This window comes from Parapedobacter tibetensis, from assembly GCF_024704835.1.
Taxonomy (GTDB): domain Bacteria; phylum Bacteroidota; class Bacteroidia; order Sphingobacteriales; family Sphingobacteriaceae; genus Parapedobacter; species Parapedobacter tibetensis.
Genome location: NZ_JAMXBE010000003.1, coordinates 88,526 through 104,758 on the forward strand (window position 1 = coordinate 88,526; position 16,233 = coordinate 104,758).

Sequence of the window (16,233 nt, forward strand, 5' to 3'; positions counted from 1 at the left end):
TCACAACAAGATGTCGACTTGTTGAGGGTGGAGCTGATCATCAATTTTTCCACATGTCCGTGTTTTTGATACCCACCTCGTCCGCATTGAAAACAGGGTCTTTTCCAGCTTTTCGTTGCGTGCGGTAATCCTTAAGCGCGCGTAAGGCTGGTTTATGCAGCAGTAATATGGCAATAAGATTGAGCCAGGCCATGAGCCCTACCCCGATATCGCCCAACGTCCAAGCCGCTTCGGCCGTTTTGATCGTGCCATAGAATGTAGCTCCAAGTATGAGGAACCTCAGTCCCCATATTGCCCATTTATGGCGACCTTGTTTGTCAAGGTAACTTAAATTCGTCTCCGCCATATAATAATAGGCCATAATGGTAGTAAAGGCAAAGAAAAGCAAGGCCAGTGCCACAAACCCTGCACCTAAATAAGGAAAATGGTGTGCAATGGCGTATTGCGTGTACTCCGGACCATCCTTTATCTCGGGCAGATTTTCAACGATAAAGCCTCCCGATGGGTTCTTTACATTATACTGTCCGGTAAAGAGAATCATCAAGGCCGTTGCCGTGCAGATAAACAAGGTGTCTACATAAACTGAAAAGGACTGGACCAACCCCTGTTTCACCGGATGGCTTACCTCGGCAGCCGCAGCCGCATGTGGCGCGGTCCCCTGCCCCGCTTCATTGGAATAAATCCCCCTTTTCACACCCCAGGCAATAGCCATACCGATAATACCACCAAAAGCCGGCTCCAGGTTAAAAGCCGATTTAAAGATTAATGCAAACATCGCAGGTACCTCTGCGATGTTCAACGCGATGATGACAATAGCCATGAGGATATATGCAGCGGCCATAAACGGCACCACCACTTCCGCAACCTTACTGATTCGTTTTACTCCACCGAAAATAACCAAACCAAGCAATAACGTCAGTGCAATACCCGTATAGATCATCGGTATATCAAAGGCAGTGCTCATGCCCTTTGCAATGCTATTGCTCTGCACACCAGGCAGGAAAAGTGCCGTGCTGAATACCGTTACTATCGCAAACAGCACAGCATACCACTTTACGCCAAGCCCTTTTTCAATATAAAAAGCAGGGCCGCCCCGATATTGCCCGTCTTTCACTTCCTTATAAAGTTGGCCCAGAGTGGCCTCAATGAATGCGGAGGCACTCCCCAAGAAAGCGATGGTCCACATCCAGAACACCGCGCCGGGACCACCCATGGCAATTGCTGTAGCCACCCCGGCGATATTACCCGTTCCTACGCGGCCGGATATGGCCAGCGCAAATGCCTGAAAAGACGAAATGCCCTTTTTGGAGGCATTTCCTTTGAACAACAGGCGGATCATCTCCCTGAAATACCTCACCTGCAAAAATCGGGTTGCAAATGAAAAATAAATTCCTGCTCCGAGACACAAAACGATAAGCGCATTGCTCCACACAATGTTATTTACGGTATTAATCAATTGTTCCATAAGGGCTTTCGGCTCAACATGCAGCCGCAAATCGTGTTTTTAAGGGTTAGTATTGCTCCAAAGGGCCGCAAATTAAACATATTCTATACATTTGACGAATAAAAACACCAAAAAACATATATTTCACCAGCCTGTTCACTAAAATTCCATATAACCAAACATATAGCGTCAAGCTAAACAATAAAAAAACCCTTGCAACACTATTGAGCATTGCAAGGGTTCCTTATAATAAGTTGTATTACAGATATTGACAGAAGTTCGACTATAACTTGCTGTTCGCATCCACTGCATTCAATTCCTCGAAAGCTTGAGTAAGCCTTTTCACAAGGCTTTCCTCTGCTTTGCGCAACCACACCCGTGGGTCATAGTATTTCTTATTGGGTGAATCGGCGCCTTCAGGGTTGCCGATTTGGCTTTGCAGATAGCCTTCTTTGGATTGATAGTGTCCGCGCACTCCGTCCCAAAATGCCCATTGGATATCGGTATCGATGTTCATTTTGACGGCACCGTATGAGATGGCTTCCGCAATTTCTTCAGGAGCCGAACCTGACCCACCGTGAAATACGAAGTCGACAGGTTTCTCGGCCGATAATCTAAACCGCTCCCGGATATAATCCTGTGAATTTTTCAGGATCACGGGTTGTAGCTTCACATTACCGGGTTTGTATACGCCATGCACATTGCCAAAGGCGGCGGCCACGGTAAATTTGTCACTCACCTTATTCAGTTCCTCATAAGCATAACCCACTTCCGAAGGTTGGGTATACAATTTAGAGCTATCCACATCGGTATTATCTACACCGTCCTCTTCTCCTCCAGTGACTCCCAGTTCGATTTCAATCGTCATGCCAAGTGGTTTCATCCGTGCTAAATATTTGGATGAAATTTCAATATTTTCCTCAATGGGTTCTTCAGAAAGATCGAGCATATGAGAGGAAAATAACGGTTTCCCGTGCTGTTTGAAAAAGCGCTCGCCATAATCAAGCAATCCATCAATCCAGGGCAGCAATTTCTTGGCAGCATGATCGGTATGCAAGACTACGGCAATGCCATAATATTCGGCCAACAGGTGTATATGCTGCGCAGCGGAAACACCGCCAAGGATGCAAGCCTGCAAGCCGTCATTGTTGAGCGACTTACCGGCATAGAACTGTGCTCCGCCATTGGACAATTGGATGATCACCGGTGAATTGACCGCTTTCGCAGTTTCCATCACTGCATTGATGGAGTTGGTACCGATGACGTTGACGGCAGGTAAAGCAAATTTGTTGGCCTTGGCCACGCTAAACAATTCCTGAACGGCATCTCCCGTAACGACTCCTTTGAAATCTTTCAAACTCATGATATTCTTTCTTTTTTGCGTTGATTAACGGCTTCGAAAGTAGGGATAATTTTTTAAAATGAGTGAATGAAACGTGGATTAATACCTCACCATTACTCCTCCATAAAAATTTCTTCGAGCGGCTGCATTGAAGAAGCGGCCACCAAAAGCATTGATATCATTGCCAAGGCTATACCCTTGGTTGAGGATATTATCCGCGCCAACGAAAAATTGCAATTTCAGTTGGTGTCCCAACGATCGCCACCAACTCACTTTTGCCTGTAGCAGCTGGTAGGCATCAGCATGTACGGTATTGGCATCATTTAGCGGGATGCTTGATGTGTAATTATGCATCAAATAAGCCTCAATATTCAACGGAAATTGCACTAATAGGCTGCTAACTAGGGTTTCCGATGGCACACCTGTGAGCTTATTGCCCGTGAAATCAAACTCCTCCCCTATGCGATAATCACCAAATCGGAACCTGCTGATGGTTAGATTTGCGCCGATCTCCAGACCACGCAACCAACCTGCTTGGCGGGGTTCGACTGCCCATGTGGACGCGGAAAATTCAATCCCCCGTTGATCTACCCCTCCGGCATTGCCGAAAAATTCGGCTCCCGTCTCACGTACTTGGCGGATAATGGCATCTTCCATGCGGTAATAAAACACGGAACCATCAATGAATATGCGGCGATTGTCGGTCTGCCACCGGAATCCGGTTTCATAATTCCAACCCGTTTCTGCTTCCAGCAAGGTATTGATGACGTTATCAGATGGGCGTACCTCAGCAATGGTAGGTGGTGAATACCCTCTTGATACGGATGCCCGCCATGCAAGATGCCGATTAAGCAGGTAGGACAACGCAATCCTCGGCATCCATTCGGCATCAAAACGCTTGTCCGTAAACATGGATTCATGCATTGGGAAAATGGATCTAAATCCATATCCATAATAATTGAGACTCAAGGAGCCTTCCAGGAAAAGCCGGTTACGCATATCCGCGCTGAAACGCGCAAAATAAAAATGTTGGTTGTTTTTCAACGCGTCAGCAGCTTGCTCATTACCTAGTGAGCCGCCATTATTGTCATAATTATAAATATCTGCCCGTCCATACTGCCATTCTACCCCTGCGTTGGCACGCCAAGAAAAAACATCGGAATTGCTATTGGCGTAGTCGAAATAAGAACGGAAGCCAACGTTGTACTCATCCCGTATCTCATAATTGGTGATAAAGGGGTTGCTGAAATCGGTATGCGAGCCAAAAACACTGACAACATGCCTTAGGTTTCCAGTAAGTTGGGCATCGTGCACAATGCCACCTATCAAAGTCTTATTGATGATACCGGCTTGTTGTTCCGCGGCGCCGGGTATGGTAGCCGTAGCTGGCCGCGCCAGTTTCGGATCCTCGGCATATTGTGCCTCCGTGAGTCCGCCCGATGTTTGATAACGTAAATCGGAATACAGGGCCAGTAGACGAAACTCGTTAGTTTGATTGTATTTCCAACGTTGCGCGGTTTGGAAAGCAGCCCGTTTCATCGCCGAATTTTGCCGGTATCCATCGGCACGCTGATAGGCTTGGTTGACACTGAATCGATAGTTGGATGACGGATGCATCTCCACCGCTAGCTGTTGGTGGAATAACCCATAGGATCCTCCGCTGAAGCGCAAAGACCCCGTATTGGACTTCCCTGATAGGCCTGCTGGCCGAATCAGAACCACCCCACCGGAATTGGCGCCAAAAATGCTGCCATCTGGCCCCTTCAGCACCTCAATATCACCTACGCTACCAGCATCAAGTATGTTGAGGTAAGTATTTCCTCCGGCATCGGTTAGCGGAATCTCATCCAAATATACCTTTACATTCCGTACACCAAAAGGTGAGCGTAACAAGCTGCCCCTAAGTGACAATCGGTAACTTCCCGGAGAACGTTCTTCCATCCGTACTCCGGGGATGGTATTGATAGCGGGCAACAAGGTCGTTCCGCTTTGATGATGCAATGTGGTATTGCTAATTATACCCGCCGAAGCGGTAAGGCGTAACAAGGGTTGTTCGGCGAAATAGGCCCTTACCATCACTTCTTCCAAATGGGTGATATCTTGATGGGTAGTATCTTGGGGGGATTGCTGCGCAATGGAAAGGAATACCGGAAGAACTGATAGGAACATAATGACGCTAACTAACCTTGTCATAATTATTATAAATTGCGGGTAACATGGAAACAAAAAAATATCCGTGACGAAAATAAACAATATACACCTAGCTTATCGCACCAAATCGCATTTGTAACATCATTTAAACTTTAATGGCTTGCCGGAGTCTAACTATAAATAGAACACAGTTAAATAGAACAGATAAAAGGACTTATACCATGAAAACGATCATCGCATTCACCCTAATCATTAGCTCAAGCGTTGCGCTTGCACAAGAAGAGAGCATCAAGCATATTTCAAAACTGGAAATAGGACGCAAAGATAAGGAAGTTTTTGGGGGACGGGATTCCTCCTTGGTGTTACATATTGATACCTTGATCATGAAAGACAGGGCGCAATTGATTTTTTTCGCCAAAAAGGATGTCAAACTCACCGTAAAGCACGCTGAAATCGACAAACGTGCCTATATCTTTGGCACAGATGGCAAAAACAACGGGTCTGATTTTGATATCGATATTCGGTTTGACAAACTTGGAGCATTGTATGTGTTGGCTGGTGGCCATGATGCAAGTAATAACGGATCGCGCACACATCCCAATGGAGATGGAGGAAATGTGAATTTCACTTATGCCAGTGATGGTATCATGCCGCAGACCGAGGATAGGAAATCACCGAATTACCTCCAAATCGACACCCGAGCCGGTGGATACCGGGTAAATCCACAAAGCGACCTCAATAACATCTATAGTTTAATCAACACGCGATCCGCAGGCCGGCCATTGGGCAACTTAAGCCAAGGGACTGTGTATTCGGGTTCACCCGGTAAGGATGGGAAAAGTACCGTCAAGGCAAGATAACTGCTTCCAAGGCTTCTGCAATAGTAGGGTATCGGAATTGGAACCCTGCGTTGCGGATTTTTTCGGACGATACACGGGTGCTGCTGAGGAGCATTTCACTCATTTGCCCCATAACGGTTTTTAGTAAAAATTTTGGAATATGCGGTAGCCAAATGGGCTTGCCCAAATGCTTGGCCATGGTGCCAACAAAGGTCGAAAAAGTAATTTGCTCGGGAGCGGCCATGTTATAAGCCCCAGCTATCCCGTTATGTTCCAAAGCAAAGATATACATGGCTACGGTATCATCGATATGTATCCATGGCATCCATTGCTTACCCGTTCCAGGCACAGCACCCAATCCCTTCCTCACCATGTTGGCCAGTTTGCGATAGACCCCGCCATTAGCTGACAATACCATTCCACTCCTCAATGAGACCGTCCGCAGCCTTAAATCCTTGCCCTGACTCACCGCTTGCTCCCATTTTAAACAAGTTTGCCCAAGGAAATCGTTTTTGGGAGCCTTATCTTCGGTCATCAATTCATCGCCCCTATCATTATAATATCCGGAAGCCGAGGCAGACACCACTGTTTTGACGTTATGGTTAGGATTCTTTTTCAACAAATCATAAATCAATGCGATGGATTTTGTTCGGCTTTCAAGGATGGTACGTTTGCGGCTGTTACTCCAAGGCAGAGCGCCTATGTTTTCTCCGGCAAGATGTATGACGGCCTCAACCCCATCGACGCAAGCCATGTCTACCTCCCCTTTTGAAACATCCCATTCATAAAACTGAACGGACGGCGATTCGGCTTGCTGTTTATGCCTACTTAATACCTTGACCGAATAATTGCGGTTTACTAATGCGGTGACCAGTTCTTGGCCTATCAAACCGCTTGCCCCAGTTACCAAAACACTTTTTTGCATAACTTCATCATTTACCCATCGGATGTCCACTTTCCAAAGCCCCCAACGCCCGATTTATTGCATCGTCGAATGGGGTCAATTCGACGGGAAATAGCACATCCAACCCATTTTTTTTACACAATAGGTCGCTACGCATATTCGCGATGAATGCCGAGGACACATCTTGTTCAAATTTATAAAGATAGCGTGATACCAACGTAGCCAATGACAGTCCCAATGCTGGCAAGGGCACGATTTTTTTCCGTAGCTTGGCGAGCTGTAAATACCGTTCAAAAACCTCCCGGTATGTCATGATCTCCGGCCCGCCAATATCATAGGATTCACCATAAGTTCTTGGGTCAAGCATGATATGGTTCAGATACGCACATACATCCAATAAATGTACAGGCTGGCAGCGATTTTCTGCAAACTCCTTGGGAACCATTATGATATTTTTCTTCGCTAATTTTGACAGAATATTCATCAATATAGACCCATTGCCTATAATATTACTTACCCTAATTATGGTATAATGCAGCCCGCTACCATGTAGATAAGAATCAATAAGATCCACGCTATCATCGACCAATTTAGTCACATAAATTAAGTGTTGGCAAGCGATGTCCTGCAAGGAATTGATATATCGCTGTAAGGCAATCCGTTCCATTTCCAGTCGGATATCAAGCTCATTGGCCGGAGATTGGTTGAAATAAAAGGCAACTCGGGTATCCCTACTTATTTCCGGATGGAGAGCACCCCTAAACATATCGCCCTCCGTGACGGTTATACCATAATTATCAGGTACGTGCTTATAAAAGAGATTCCTATTCCGTACCAAGCAGGTTACTTTATAATCTTCTTCAGCAAGAAATATTGCTATATTTCTCGCTAAATAATTATTAAGGCCAGTTATCAGGACTTCCATATGCTATGTATACACCTCAGAATGCGGCTTGGTTATTAGCTATTACAATTGAAAACAGAATATGTTTCCGGTCAATGATAATTTTCTTCGGCAAAAATAGCATTAAAAATGATTTACCCATCAACGCTACATCCTTCCAATACATGGATTTAATTTTGCAATAATTTTATCCTACATTTGTGAAAAACCAATTGTTATGAATATTTTAGTATGCATTAGTAATGTACCTGACACGACATCAAAGATATCCTTCACCAATGACAAAACGACATTCAATACCACTGGAATCCAATACATTGTCAATCCTTACGATGAGATAGCCCTCTCAAAAGCAATTGGCCTAGCCGAGGGCGGGCAAGGTACCGTAACGGTTATCAATGTGGGCGAATCCAGTACCGAGCCTACCATCCGCAAGGCGCTGGCCACAGGTGCCGATGAAGCCGTTCGGATAAATGCAGCACCACGTGATGCGTGGTTTGTAGCCCATCAGATTGCGGCTTATGCCAAGGATAAAAATTTCGACCTCATCCTTACCGGACGCGAGTCCATCGACTACAACGGTTCCCAAGTAGCGGCCTTCGTGGGCGAATTGCTCGGCATCCCTTCGGTTGCCACCGCCAAGAAAATAGACATCGCTAATCATACCGCCACGGTGGAACGCGAGATCGAAGGAGGCAAGGAAGTGCTTTCCATCCCACTCCCGCTCATTGCAGGCACCGCCGAAGGTGTAGCCGAACCACGCATCCCCAACATGCGCGGTATCATGACCGCTCGTACCAAGCCACTGGCTGTAATCGATGCCATAGATGTGCCCGTATTAGCTAACGTGGTTAAATACGAAATCCCTGAACCAAGAGGTGCTGTTACGTTAGTAGAAGCCAGCGAAGTAGAAAAACTTGTAGACTTATTGCATAATAAGGCGAGGGTGATTTAGTTTGGGAAGAGTGAATCAACGAATAAGCAAAAAGAAAAAAATATGTCAGTTTTAGTATATGCCGAAAATACCGATGGCAAATTCAAGAAATCCGTCCATGAAGTGATTTCCTATGCCAAGGCCGTCGCCGACGACTTGAATACCTCCTTAACCGCTATATCCATTGGGGACGTAGCCTCCGATGAGCTGAATACGTTGGGCAACTATGGCGCTTCCAAGGTATTAGATGTCTCTTCGGAACAACTTAAAAAATTCATCAACCAGGCGTATGCATCCGTGATTGCGGCTGCCGCGAATGAACTCGATGCCAGCCTCGTGGTGATCTCCAATTCATTCAGTGGAAAGGGACTGGCCCCACGTATTGCGGCCAAACTTGAAGCCGGACTGGCAGCAGGTGCCGTGGAATTGCCCAATGTTGATGGCGATAAGCTTACCGTCAAAAAAACAGCCTTTTCGGGTAAAGCATTTGCCATCGTCGAGCTCTCTTCGGCCAAAAAAGTCATTGCGCTCAATCCAAACGCATTTGAAGTGCGCGAAACCGGGGGAAGCGCCCAAGTGGAAGCTTTCAATCCGGAAATCAGCGGCAACGACCTCGCCACGGTCATCCAAGATATCGTCCGTGCCACGGACAAAGTGACGTTGCCCGATGCAGAAATCGTGGTTTCCGCGGGCCGTGGGCTTAAAGGTCCCGAAAACTGGCATATTGTAGAAGAGCTTGCTGAAGTTTTGGGGGCGGCCATGGCTTGCTCCAAGCCAGTGTCTGACGCCGGGTGGCGGCCACATTCAGAACACGTGGGCCAAACAGGCATTGCCGTAAGCCCCAATCTGTATATCGCCATCGGTATTTCCGGCGCCATTCAGCACTTAGCTGGGGTAAGCTCTTCAAAAACCATTGTGGTCATCAATAAGGATCCCGAAGCACCATTCTTCAAAGTGGCTGATTACGGCATTGTGGGTGATGCTTTCGAAGTGGTACCCAAACTTACAGCGGCCATCAAAGCCTATAAAGGCAACTAATCGTTTGATTTTTTACGGAAAAGCTGCTATCTTTATGGTACAAAAACAATAAAGGTGGCAGCATTTCCCAATAACAATTCGCATCTTTGCAATTCTTGCATTGAATGGGGCATGAAGAAAATTAAGTTAGATATCGTTGGCTTATCCTATAGCCAGACACAATCTGGGGCCTATGCACTGGTCTTGGGAGAGGTTTCGGGACGTCGGCGCCTGCCCATCATCATCGGTGGGTTTGAAGCGCAGGCCATTGCCATAGAAATCGAAAAAATGACCCCCAGTCGGCCGTTGACCCATGATTTATTCAAAACCTTTGCCGAAACTTACCGCATCAAGATCGAAGAGGTAATCATATATAACCTCGTGGATGGGATTTTCTATGCAAAAATCATCTTCAACGATGGTCATAAGCATACCGAAATTGATGCCCGTACATCAGATGCCATTGCGTTAGCGGTACGTTTCAAGGCTTCCGTGTATACATATGAGTTCATACTAGCCTCTGCCGGTATTGTTATCGAAGGCAACGATTTCGTTTTCCTCGAAAACATTGAATCGGCTGGCGCCAACGATCCAGAGACGATGGCTTCTACCGACACCTCCTCATACTCATCCATGACCGATGACCAATTGCAGGAAACATTGTCCAAGGCATTGTCCGACGAGCAATATGAGAAAGCTGCCCGCATAAGGGATGAAATCACCCGAAGGAAGTCTTCATAAATAAAAGCGCAACAATGTTCAGTATCAAGTTAACCTTTAACCTTGGGCCCTTGACACTGCCCTGTACCCCACATCCTGAGCAACATAAATAAGCATGCCGATAAAAATAAGACTTACGGTGATGAATTTCCTTCAATTCTTTATTTGGGGTTCATGGCTGATTTCTCTTGGTGGATACATGGGAAACCAACTGGGGTTTTCAGGCTTACAAATTGGCTCTGTTTACTCCACCATGGGTATAGCTTCAATATTCATGCCTGGCTTACTGGGTATCGTAGCAGACCGGTGGGTTAATGCCGAACGGGTGTTTGCCGTAGCACACTTCGTCGCGGCAGCCGCCCTGATTGCGGCCACCAGGGTGACCGACTTCCAAACGTTTTACAGCTTGATGCTGCTCAATTCCCTCTTCTACATGCCTACACTGGCCTTGTCCAATTCAGTTTGTTACAATGTATTGTCACGAAAACAATTTGACGTGGTGAAAGCCTTCCCTCCTATCCGTGTTTGGGGGACTATTGGATTTATCGTAGCCATGTGGACGGTAGATTTATTCGAATGGACCAAGAGCGCCAACCAACTTTACGTGGCCGCAGGTGCCGGACTGTTCCTCGGATGCTATGCGTTTACCGTGCCAGCATCGCCCCCTTATTTGGATGAAACCCGTAAAAAAGCACTCGTATCATCGCTTGGCTTGGATGCGTTTGTCCTATTAAAGAAAAAGAATACCGCGTTGTTTTTTGTCTTTTCGCTGCTGCTCGGTGCTGCCTTGCAGATTACCAATGCGTTTGGCGGGCCTTTTTTGGACGACTTCAAAACGATGTATCCGAATTCCTTCGGTGTACAGCACCCCAACCTACTGCTTTCCATCTCCCAAATTTCCGAAACGTTTTTCATCCTGTTGATTCCGTTTTTCCTTACCCGTTTCGGTATCCGAAACGTCATTTTCTTCAGTATCATAGCATGGGTATTGCGGTTTGGCTTTTTCGGACTAGGCAACCCCGATGACAAGCTATACCTGTTGGTATTATCCATGATTATTTATGGAATGGCATTCGATTTTTTCAACATCTCCGGCTCACTGTATGTGGAGAAAGTGGCCGACCCGAAAATCCGTTCCAGTGCCCAAGGATTGTTCATGATCATGACCAACGGCTTTGGCGCCATTATTGGCGGCTATGGCAGCGGTTGGGTAGTTGACCATTTCACCGATGCCGATGGCATAAGGGATTGGCCCAATATCTGGTTTACATTTGCCGGTTATGCCTTGGTCTTGGCAGTGCTCTTCCTATTGATTTTCCGAGGGCAACGGCTGGAAAAAACAGCCGTAGTTAGGCCGTCTTAATTTTAATTAGGCGGTTGTCTATCGGCATCCGTTCTACGGATACTCGTTAAGCTCTTTAAAATTAAGCGGTCAATTCGACCCATGGGATTTGCCTTCCGATCTTCCTCCTAATTGGCATTCAAAGAACATATAGACCGTACGCAAAGACGAGGAGCGACAACTTGGAATGCACCCTTTGTTAAACGTGTGCGATGTCATTTCTGAACCGTTTCATATCTTTGACCGCATATGCCGACACGTTTCGACCCGATAAATATCGACCTTCCCATCAAGGATGTCATACCTCAGGTAAGGCAATACCTTACGGCTCATCATACCCTCATCCTCAGTACGCCACCCAGTGCCGGTAAAAGCACCATCATTCCCTTGGCCTTGTTGGACGAGCCTTGGTTGCAAAGCAAAAAGATCATCATGCTTGAACCGCGGCGGTTGGCCGCCAGCAGCATTGCCCACCGCATGGCCTCCTTATTGGGCGAAAAAGCCGGTGAAACCGTCGGATACCGCGTCCGGTTCGAAAACCAGACATCCTCACGCACCCGCATCGAAGTTGTCACCGAAGGCATCCTCACCCGCATGCTCCACCAGGACAACGCCTTGGAAGATGTGGGTATCGTCATCTTCGACGAATTCCATGAACGACGGTTGCATACCGACCTATCCATGGTGCTATGCCGCGAAAGTCAGCAGGTCTTGCGGCCCGATCTGCGCTTACTGATCATGTCGGCCACCCTTGATACAGGTCAACTATCAACGTTGCTAGACGCCCCTATAGTGGCAAGCCAAGGGCGGATGTATCCGGTTGAAACCATCCACACAGCGGATGTGGATCCCTTACAATTACCCCAAGAATGTGCTCGGACCATTCATTATGCGCTGAAGGAACGGGAGGGCGATATCCTAGCCTTCCTGCCCGGCGAAGCTGAAATCAGGAGTTGTGAGGAGCTCCTTACCGCCAATATCACAGGAGCTGCCATCCGTCCGCTCTACGGGCAGCTATCGCTTGCCGAACAACACGCGGCCATCCGGCCCAATAACAACGGACCAAGAAAAATCGTGCTCGCTACAGCCATAGCGGAAACCAGCCTTACCATCGAAGGCGTTTCCATTGTGGTAGACTGTGGCTTTACGCGAACCATGGTGTTTGATCCACCATCAGGCTTGTCACGTTTGAAAACCGTGCGTATTTCCCTCGATGCGGCCGACCAACGTGCCGGACGTGCAGGCAGGCTCGGACCGGGCACCTGCTACCGAATGTGGTCTACAGCTACCCAACAACGGATGGCTCCATATCGCACGCCCGAAATACTGGAAGCCGACCTTACCCCAATGCTGCTCGATTTGGCCCGATGGGGTGTGCCCGACATCCATCAATTGGACTGGATAACCCGGCCTCCCGCTTCCACAATGGCTCAAGCCAGTGACACGCTTCATGAACTAAACGCATTGGATAAGGGTAAAATCACCACACATGGCAAGCAAATCCATGCGCTGCCATGCCATCCGCGGATTGCCCACATGCTGCTTATAGGTAAAGACGAGGACATGCTGCCTCTTGCAACCGATATCGCAGCCCTAATGGAAGAGCGTGATCCATTGGGCAGGGAAGCCGGCGCAGATATCAACCTGCGTATCGAAGCATTGAGAAGACACAGGGCGCATGGCAAGTCGGGCAAACGTTTTGACAATATCGAGAAAATAGCGCGTTCATACCGTAAGTTGCTCGATGCAAAAGCACACAACGGTATCGTATCGCCATATCATACCGGCCTATTGCTTGCACATGCCTATCCAGAGCGTATTGCCAAGGCACGGGCTGAAGGTAACGGCATTTTTCAATTGGCCAACGGTAAAAGAGCCAGCCTGCCCGCCGTTGATGATCTTGCCCATGAGCCTTGGCTAGCCATCGCTCAACTCGATGCCCGCAGTGGCTTGGGTAAAGTGTTTCTGGCTTCACCAGTAAACCCGGAACACCTATCAGCCTTTGCTGAAGAAACGGCCCGTATCAGTTGGGACACCCAAAAAGGCGGGATCATCGCGACCAAAGACTTACGCATTGGAAACATCGTATTGGAATCGTCTCCACTCCACACACCGGATGAAAACGCGGTAATCCAAGCGATTTGTGACGCAATACGGTCGGAAGGTGCACAATTGCTCTCTTTCACGGATGCCGTGGAGCAATGGCAGAACCGCGCGCTGAGCTTACGGGCTTGGAGGCCAGAGGAAGGCTGGCCTGATGTATCGACCAGCACCCTACTTCAACATCCGGAGAAATGGCTTATGCCGTATCTAAGCGGTATCAAAAAAACCGAGGATTTGAAACGGATTGATCTCCTTGATGTACTCCGGCATAGTCTCGATTTCGAAATGCAACAGGCCCTAGATCGCCTCGCTCCTACTTCCCTGCAAGTGCCGAGTGGATCCGCCATTAAGTTACGCTATTCAACCTCGGGCGAAGCTCCGATTTTAGCAGTACGGTTGCAGGAAGTATTCGGTCTTATGGATACACCACGTATCAACGACGGCCGAACGTCCATCGTGCTGCACCTTCTTTCGCCTGGATTCAAGCCGGTACAAGTAACTTCCGATTTGCGCAGCTTCTGGCAAACGACGTATTTTGAAGTGCGGAAGGAACTCAAAAGGCGCTATCCCAAGCATGCCTGGCCCGACGACCCGTTAAATGCACAAGCTGAACGGGGTGCATCCAGGAGAAACCGATAAAAACCCCTATATTTAGCCCAATCGATATACTGACATCTACCAATTAATGAAGCAAATTTACATTGTTATCTGTTTTTTATGCCTGTCTTTAGCTGCCCAAACGCAACAGCCCGTAAAGTTGAATGTGCTGGTTGAAGAATTGGCAGACCTCACCCCAAAAAACCGTATCATCAGGGCATCCAAACACTTGGACACATTGATAGTAGTTGGCATTCCATTGCAACAAGTAAGCCAACGCATTGATAGCATACAAAAACTGGCTCATAGATGGCAAGATGGCGAACTGGCAGGTTACCTTCATTTTTATGATAAAATGAAAAGGGGGTTTCTGCCCATACCGAATAACGAGATCCTCACCGTTTTTGATTCGACACTGTACCATTTCGAAAAAAAGGGTGACTTGCGCTACACCGGTGTGTGCCACTACTTCATCGGCCAGCATCACTATGAACGGCAACAGTACGGCGAGGCGTTCTACCATCACGCAAAGGCGCAAGAATTGTTTAATGAGGTTGGCATAGCGAACATTATCGACATCGGGAAATACCTGCATGTCATGGCACTTAACCACTATTATTTCCGTGATTATGAGCGGGTGATACAGTTAATGCGTGCATCCATTACCCTGCCGCCTTTTAGCGATAACCTGGACATCCAGCGTTATAATACCTTAGGGATGGCCTATAAACAGCTTAATCAACTGGATAGCGCAGCGTTCTATTTCAAGCGGACGCAGGAGGTCGCCAGTTCATGGCGCGATACCACCTGGATACACCTCGCAGCCGGCAATCTTGGGAGCGTGTATATCAAACAAGGCCGGTACGGGGAAGCATTACCCTTCCTGGTGCAAGATTACCAATACAACCAACACCGGGACCGCCATCCGGTGCTGGCCCGCAATGCGGCGGTAGATATCGCGGCCACTTGGCAGAAGCTCCACCAACAGGATAGCGTTTCCCACTATTTACGGGAAAGCGAACGGCTGAATGCGGTAGTTAGGAAAGGGGAGCTGATGTGGAAGCAGCAGCGGGATGAACAATTTTACATCAGCTACTACGAGGTTTTGCATGATCATTTTAAAGCCCAAGGAAACACGACAATGGCCTATCGTTACTTGGATAGCCTGACCCACCTGACCAATGAAACCAACCTGCGTTACAATAAAATGACCGCCCGGGTAGCCGAAGACCGACTCAAAATACAACAACATCTTGCTGACATCGCTGTTCAACAAGCCGAGAAAAAAAGAATCAGCGCACGGTTGCAACTGGTCATCGGTATCGTCGGATCGCTGGCCGTCATCCTGGCCCTGCTCTATTATCTGCTGCGGCTCCGGCACGCTAAAGACCGGCTACAGGCCGAAAAGGAAAAAATTGTCCAACAGGCGACACAGGAAAAAGTGGAAGCACAGTTGGCTAAAGCAACGCTTGAACTGCAGGAATATATGCAGCGACTGCAAGAAAAGAACAGGCTGGTGAAAGCATTCCAGATGCAGATCGACCAGCTACGCACCCACTCAGCGCAACAGGCACCACAACTGGACGAGCTGACGAACCGATTGGCGGAGACGAAGCTGCTTACGACGGACGACTGGAACGATTTCAGGCGGCGTTTCAACCGGGCTTTCGGTGGCGAGTTGGACCAGCTCAAAATGAAATATCGCGACCTGACCAGCGCCGAAGAGCGCATCTACGCACTGGAGAAAATGAATGTGTCCACCAGTCAAATGGCCTGGATGCTGGGCATATCACCGGAGTCTGTCCGGAAAGCCCGGTATCGGCTCCGCAAAAAAATAGACCCCAAGGCCGCCTAAGCCCGCTTTATCCCATTTGTCCACGTTTTTGTCCATGCCCATTTCATGGCTTTGGCTAAGTAGCGGCCTATATTCGCCACA

The 16,233-nt window shown here is 47.8% G+C and carries 12 protein-coding genes; 7 read left to right on the top strand and 5 right to left on the bottom strand.

The features are described from left to right. Positions 1-40: 40 nt before the first annotated feature. The 3 genes from NF543_RS05390 to NF543_RS05400 all read right to left on the bottom strand — a co-directional run bounded on the left by NF543_RS05390 (position 41) and on the right by NF543_RS05400 (position 4,979). Positions 41-1,465, bottom strand: coding sequence for an alanine/glycine:cation symporter family protein (locus NF543_RS05390; RefSeq protein ID WP_257667088.1), 1,425 nt, complete (start codon positions 1,463-1,465; stop codon positions 41-43). A gap of 262 nt (positions 1,466-1,727) precedes the next feature. Continuing rightward, positions 1,728-2,807, bottom strand: coding sequence for a class II fructose-bisphosphate aldolase (gene fbaA / locus NF543_RS05395; RefSeq protein WP_257667089.1), 1,080 nt, complete (start codon positions 2,805-2,807; stop codon positions 1,728-1,730). Positions 2,808-2,885: 78 nt separating this feature from the next. Continuing rightward, positions 2,886-4,979, bottom strand: a complete 2,094-nt coding sequence (locus tag NF543_RS05400; protein WP_257667090.1) for a TonB-dependent receptor — start codon at positions 4,977-4,979, stop codon at positions 2,886-2,888. A gap of 179 nt (positions 4,980-5,158) precedes the next feature. Between NF543_RS05400 and NF543_RS05405 the strand changes: the two genes are divergently transcribed. After that, complete coding sequence (locus NF543_RS05405; RefSeq protein WP_257667091.1) at positions 5,159-5,797, top strand: hypothetical protein; 639 nt, start codon at positions 5,159-5,161, stop codon at positions 5,795-5,797. On the opposite strand, the gene NF543_RS05410 is transcribed toward NF543_RS05405, so the two are convergent. Beyond that, entirely contained in the window at positions 5,784-6,701 is a 918-nt protein-coding gene (locus tag NF543_RS05410; protein WP_257667092.1) for a TIGR01777 family oxidoreductase, read from the bottom strand. The genes NF543_RS05405 and NF543_RS05410 overlap by 14 nt on opposite strands. A gap of 7 nt (positions 6,702-6,708) precedes the next feature. Beyond that, on the bottom strand, positions 6,709-7,605 hold the full coding sequence (locus NF543_RS05415; protein WP_257667093.1) for a Rossmann-fold NAD(P)-binding domain-containing protein: 897 nt from the start codon (positions 7,603-7,605) through the stop codon (positions 6,709-6,711). Between the two features lie 196 nt (positions 7,606-7,801). Between NF543_RS05415 and NF543_RS05420 the strand changes: the two genes are divergently transcribed. The 6 genes from NF543_RS05420 to NF543_RS05445 all read left to right on the top strand — a co-directional run bounded on the left by NF543_RS05420 (position 7,802) and on the right by NF543_RS05445 (position 16,152). Further along, entirely contained in the window at positions 7,802-8,539 is a 738-nt protein-coding gene (locus tag NF543_RS05420; RefSeq protein ID WP_257667094.1) for an electron transfer flavoprotein subunit beta/FixA family protein, read from the top strand. Positions 8,540-8,581: 42 nt separating this feature from the next. Next, positions 8,582-9,556 carry an electron transfer flavoprotein subunit alpha/FixB family protein gene (locus NF543_RS05425; protein ID WP_257667095.1) on the top strand — a complete coding sequence of 325 codons (975 nt, stop codon included), beginning with the start codon at positions 8,582-8,584 and terminating at the stop codon, positions 9,554-9,556. 111 nt (positions 9,557-9,667) lie between these two features. Beyond that, complete coding sequence (locus tag NF543_RS05430; RefSeq protein WP_257667096.1) at positions 9,668-10,276, top strand: bifunctional nuclease family protein; 609 nt, start codon at positions 9,668-9,670, stop codon at positions 10,274-10,276. Positions 10,277-10,370: 94 nt separating this feature from the next. Then, positions 10,371-11,618, top strand: coding sequence for a nucleoside permease (locus NF543_RS05435; RefSeq protein ID WP_257667097.1), 1,248 nt, complete (start codon positions 10,371-10,373; stop codon positions 11,616-11,618). A gap of 228 nt (positions 11,619-11,846) precedes the next feature. Then, positions 11,847-14,339, top strand: coding sequence for an ATP-dependent helicase HrpB (gene hrpB, locus NF543_RS05440; protein WP_257667098.1), 2,493 nt, complete (start codon positions 11,847-11,849; stop codon positions 14,337-14,339). 46 nt (positions 14,340-14,385) lie between these two features. Beyond that, positions 14,386-16,152, top strand: coding sequence for a SusR-related protein (locus tag NF543_RS05445; RefSeq protein WP_257667099.1), 1,767 nt, complete (start codon positions 14,386-14,388; stop codon positions 16,150-16,152). The last annotated feature ends 81 nt before the right edge of the window (positions 16,153-16,233 follow it).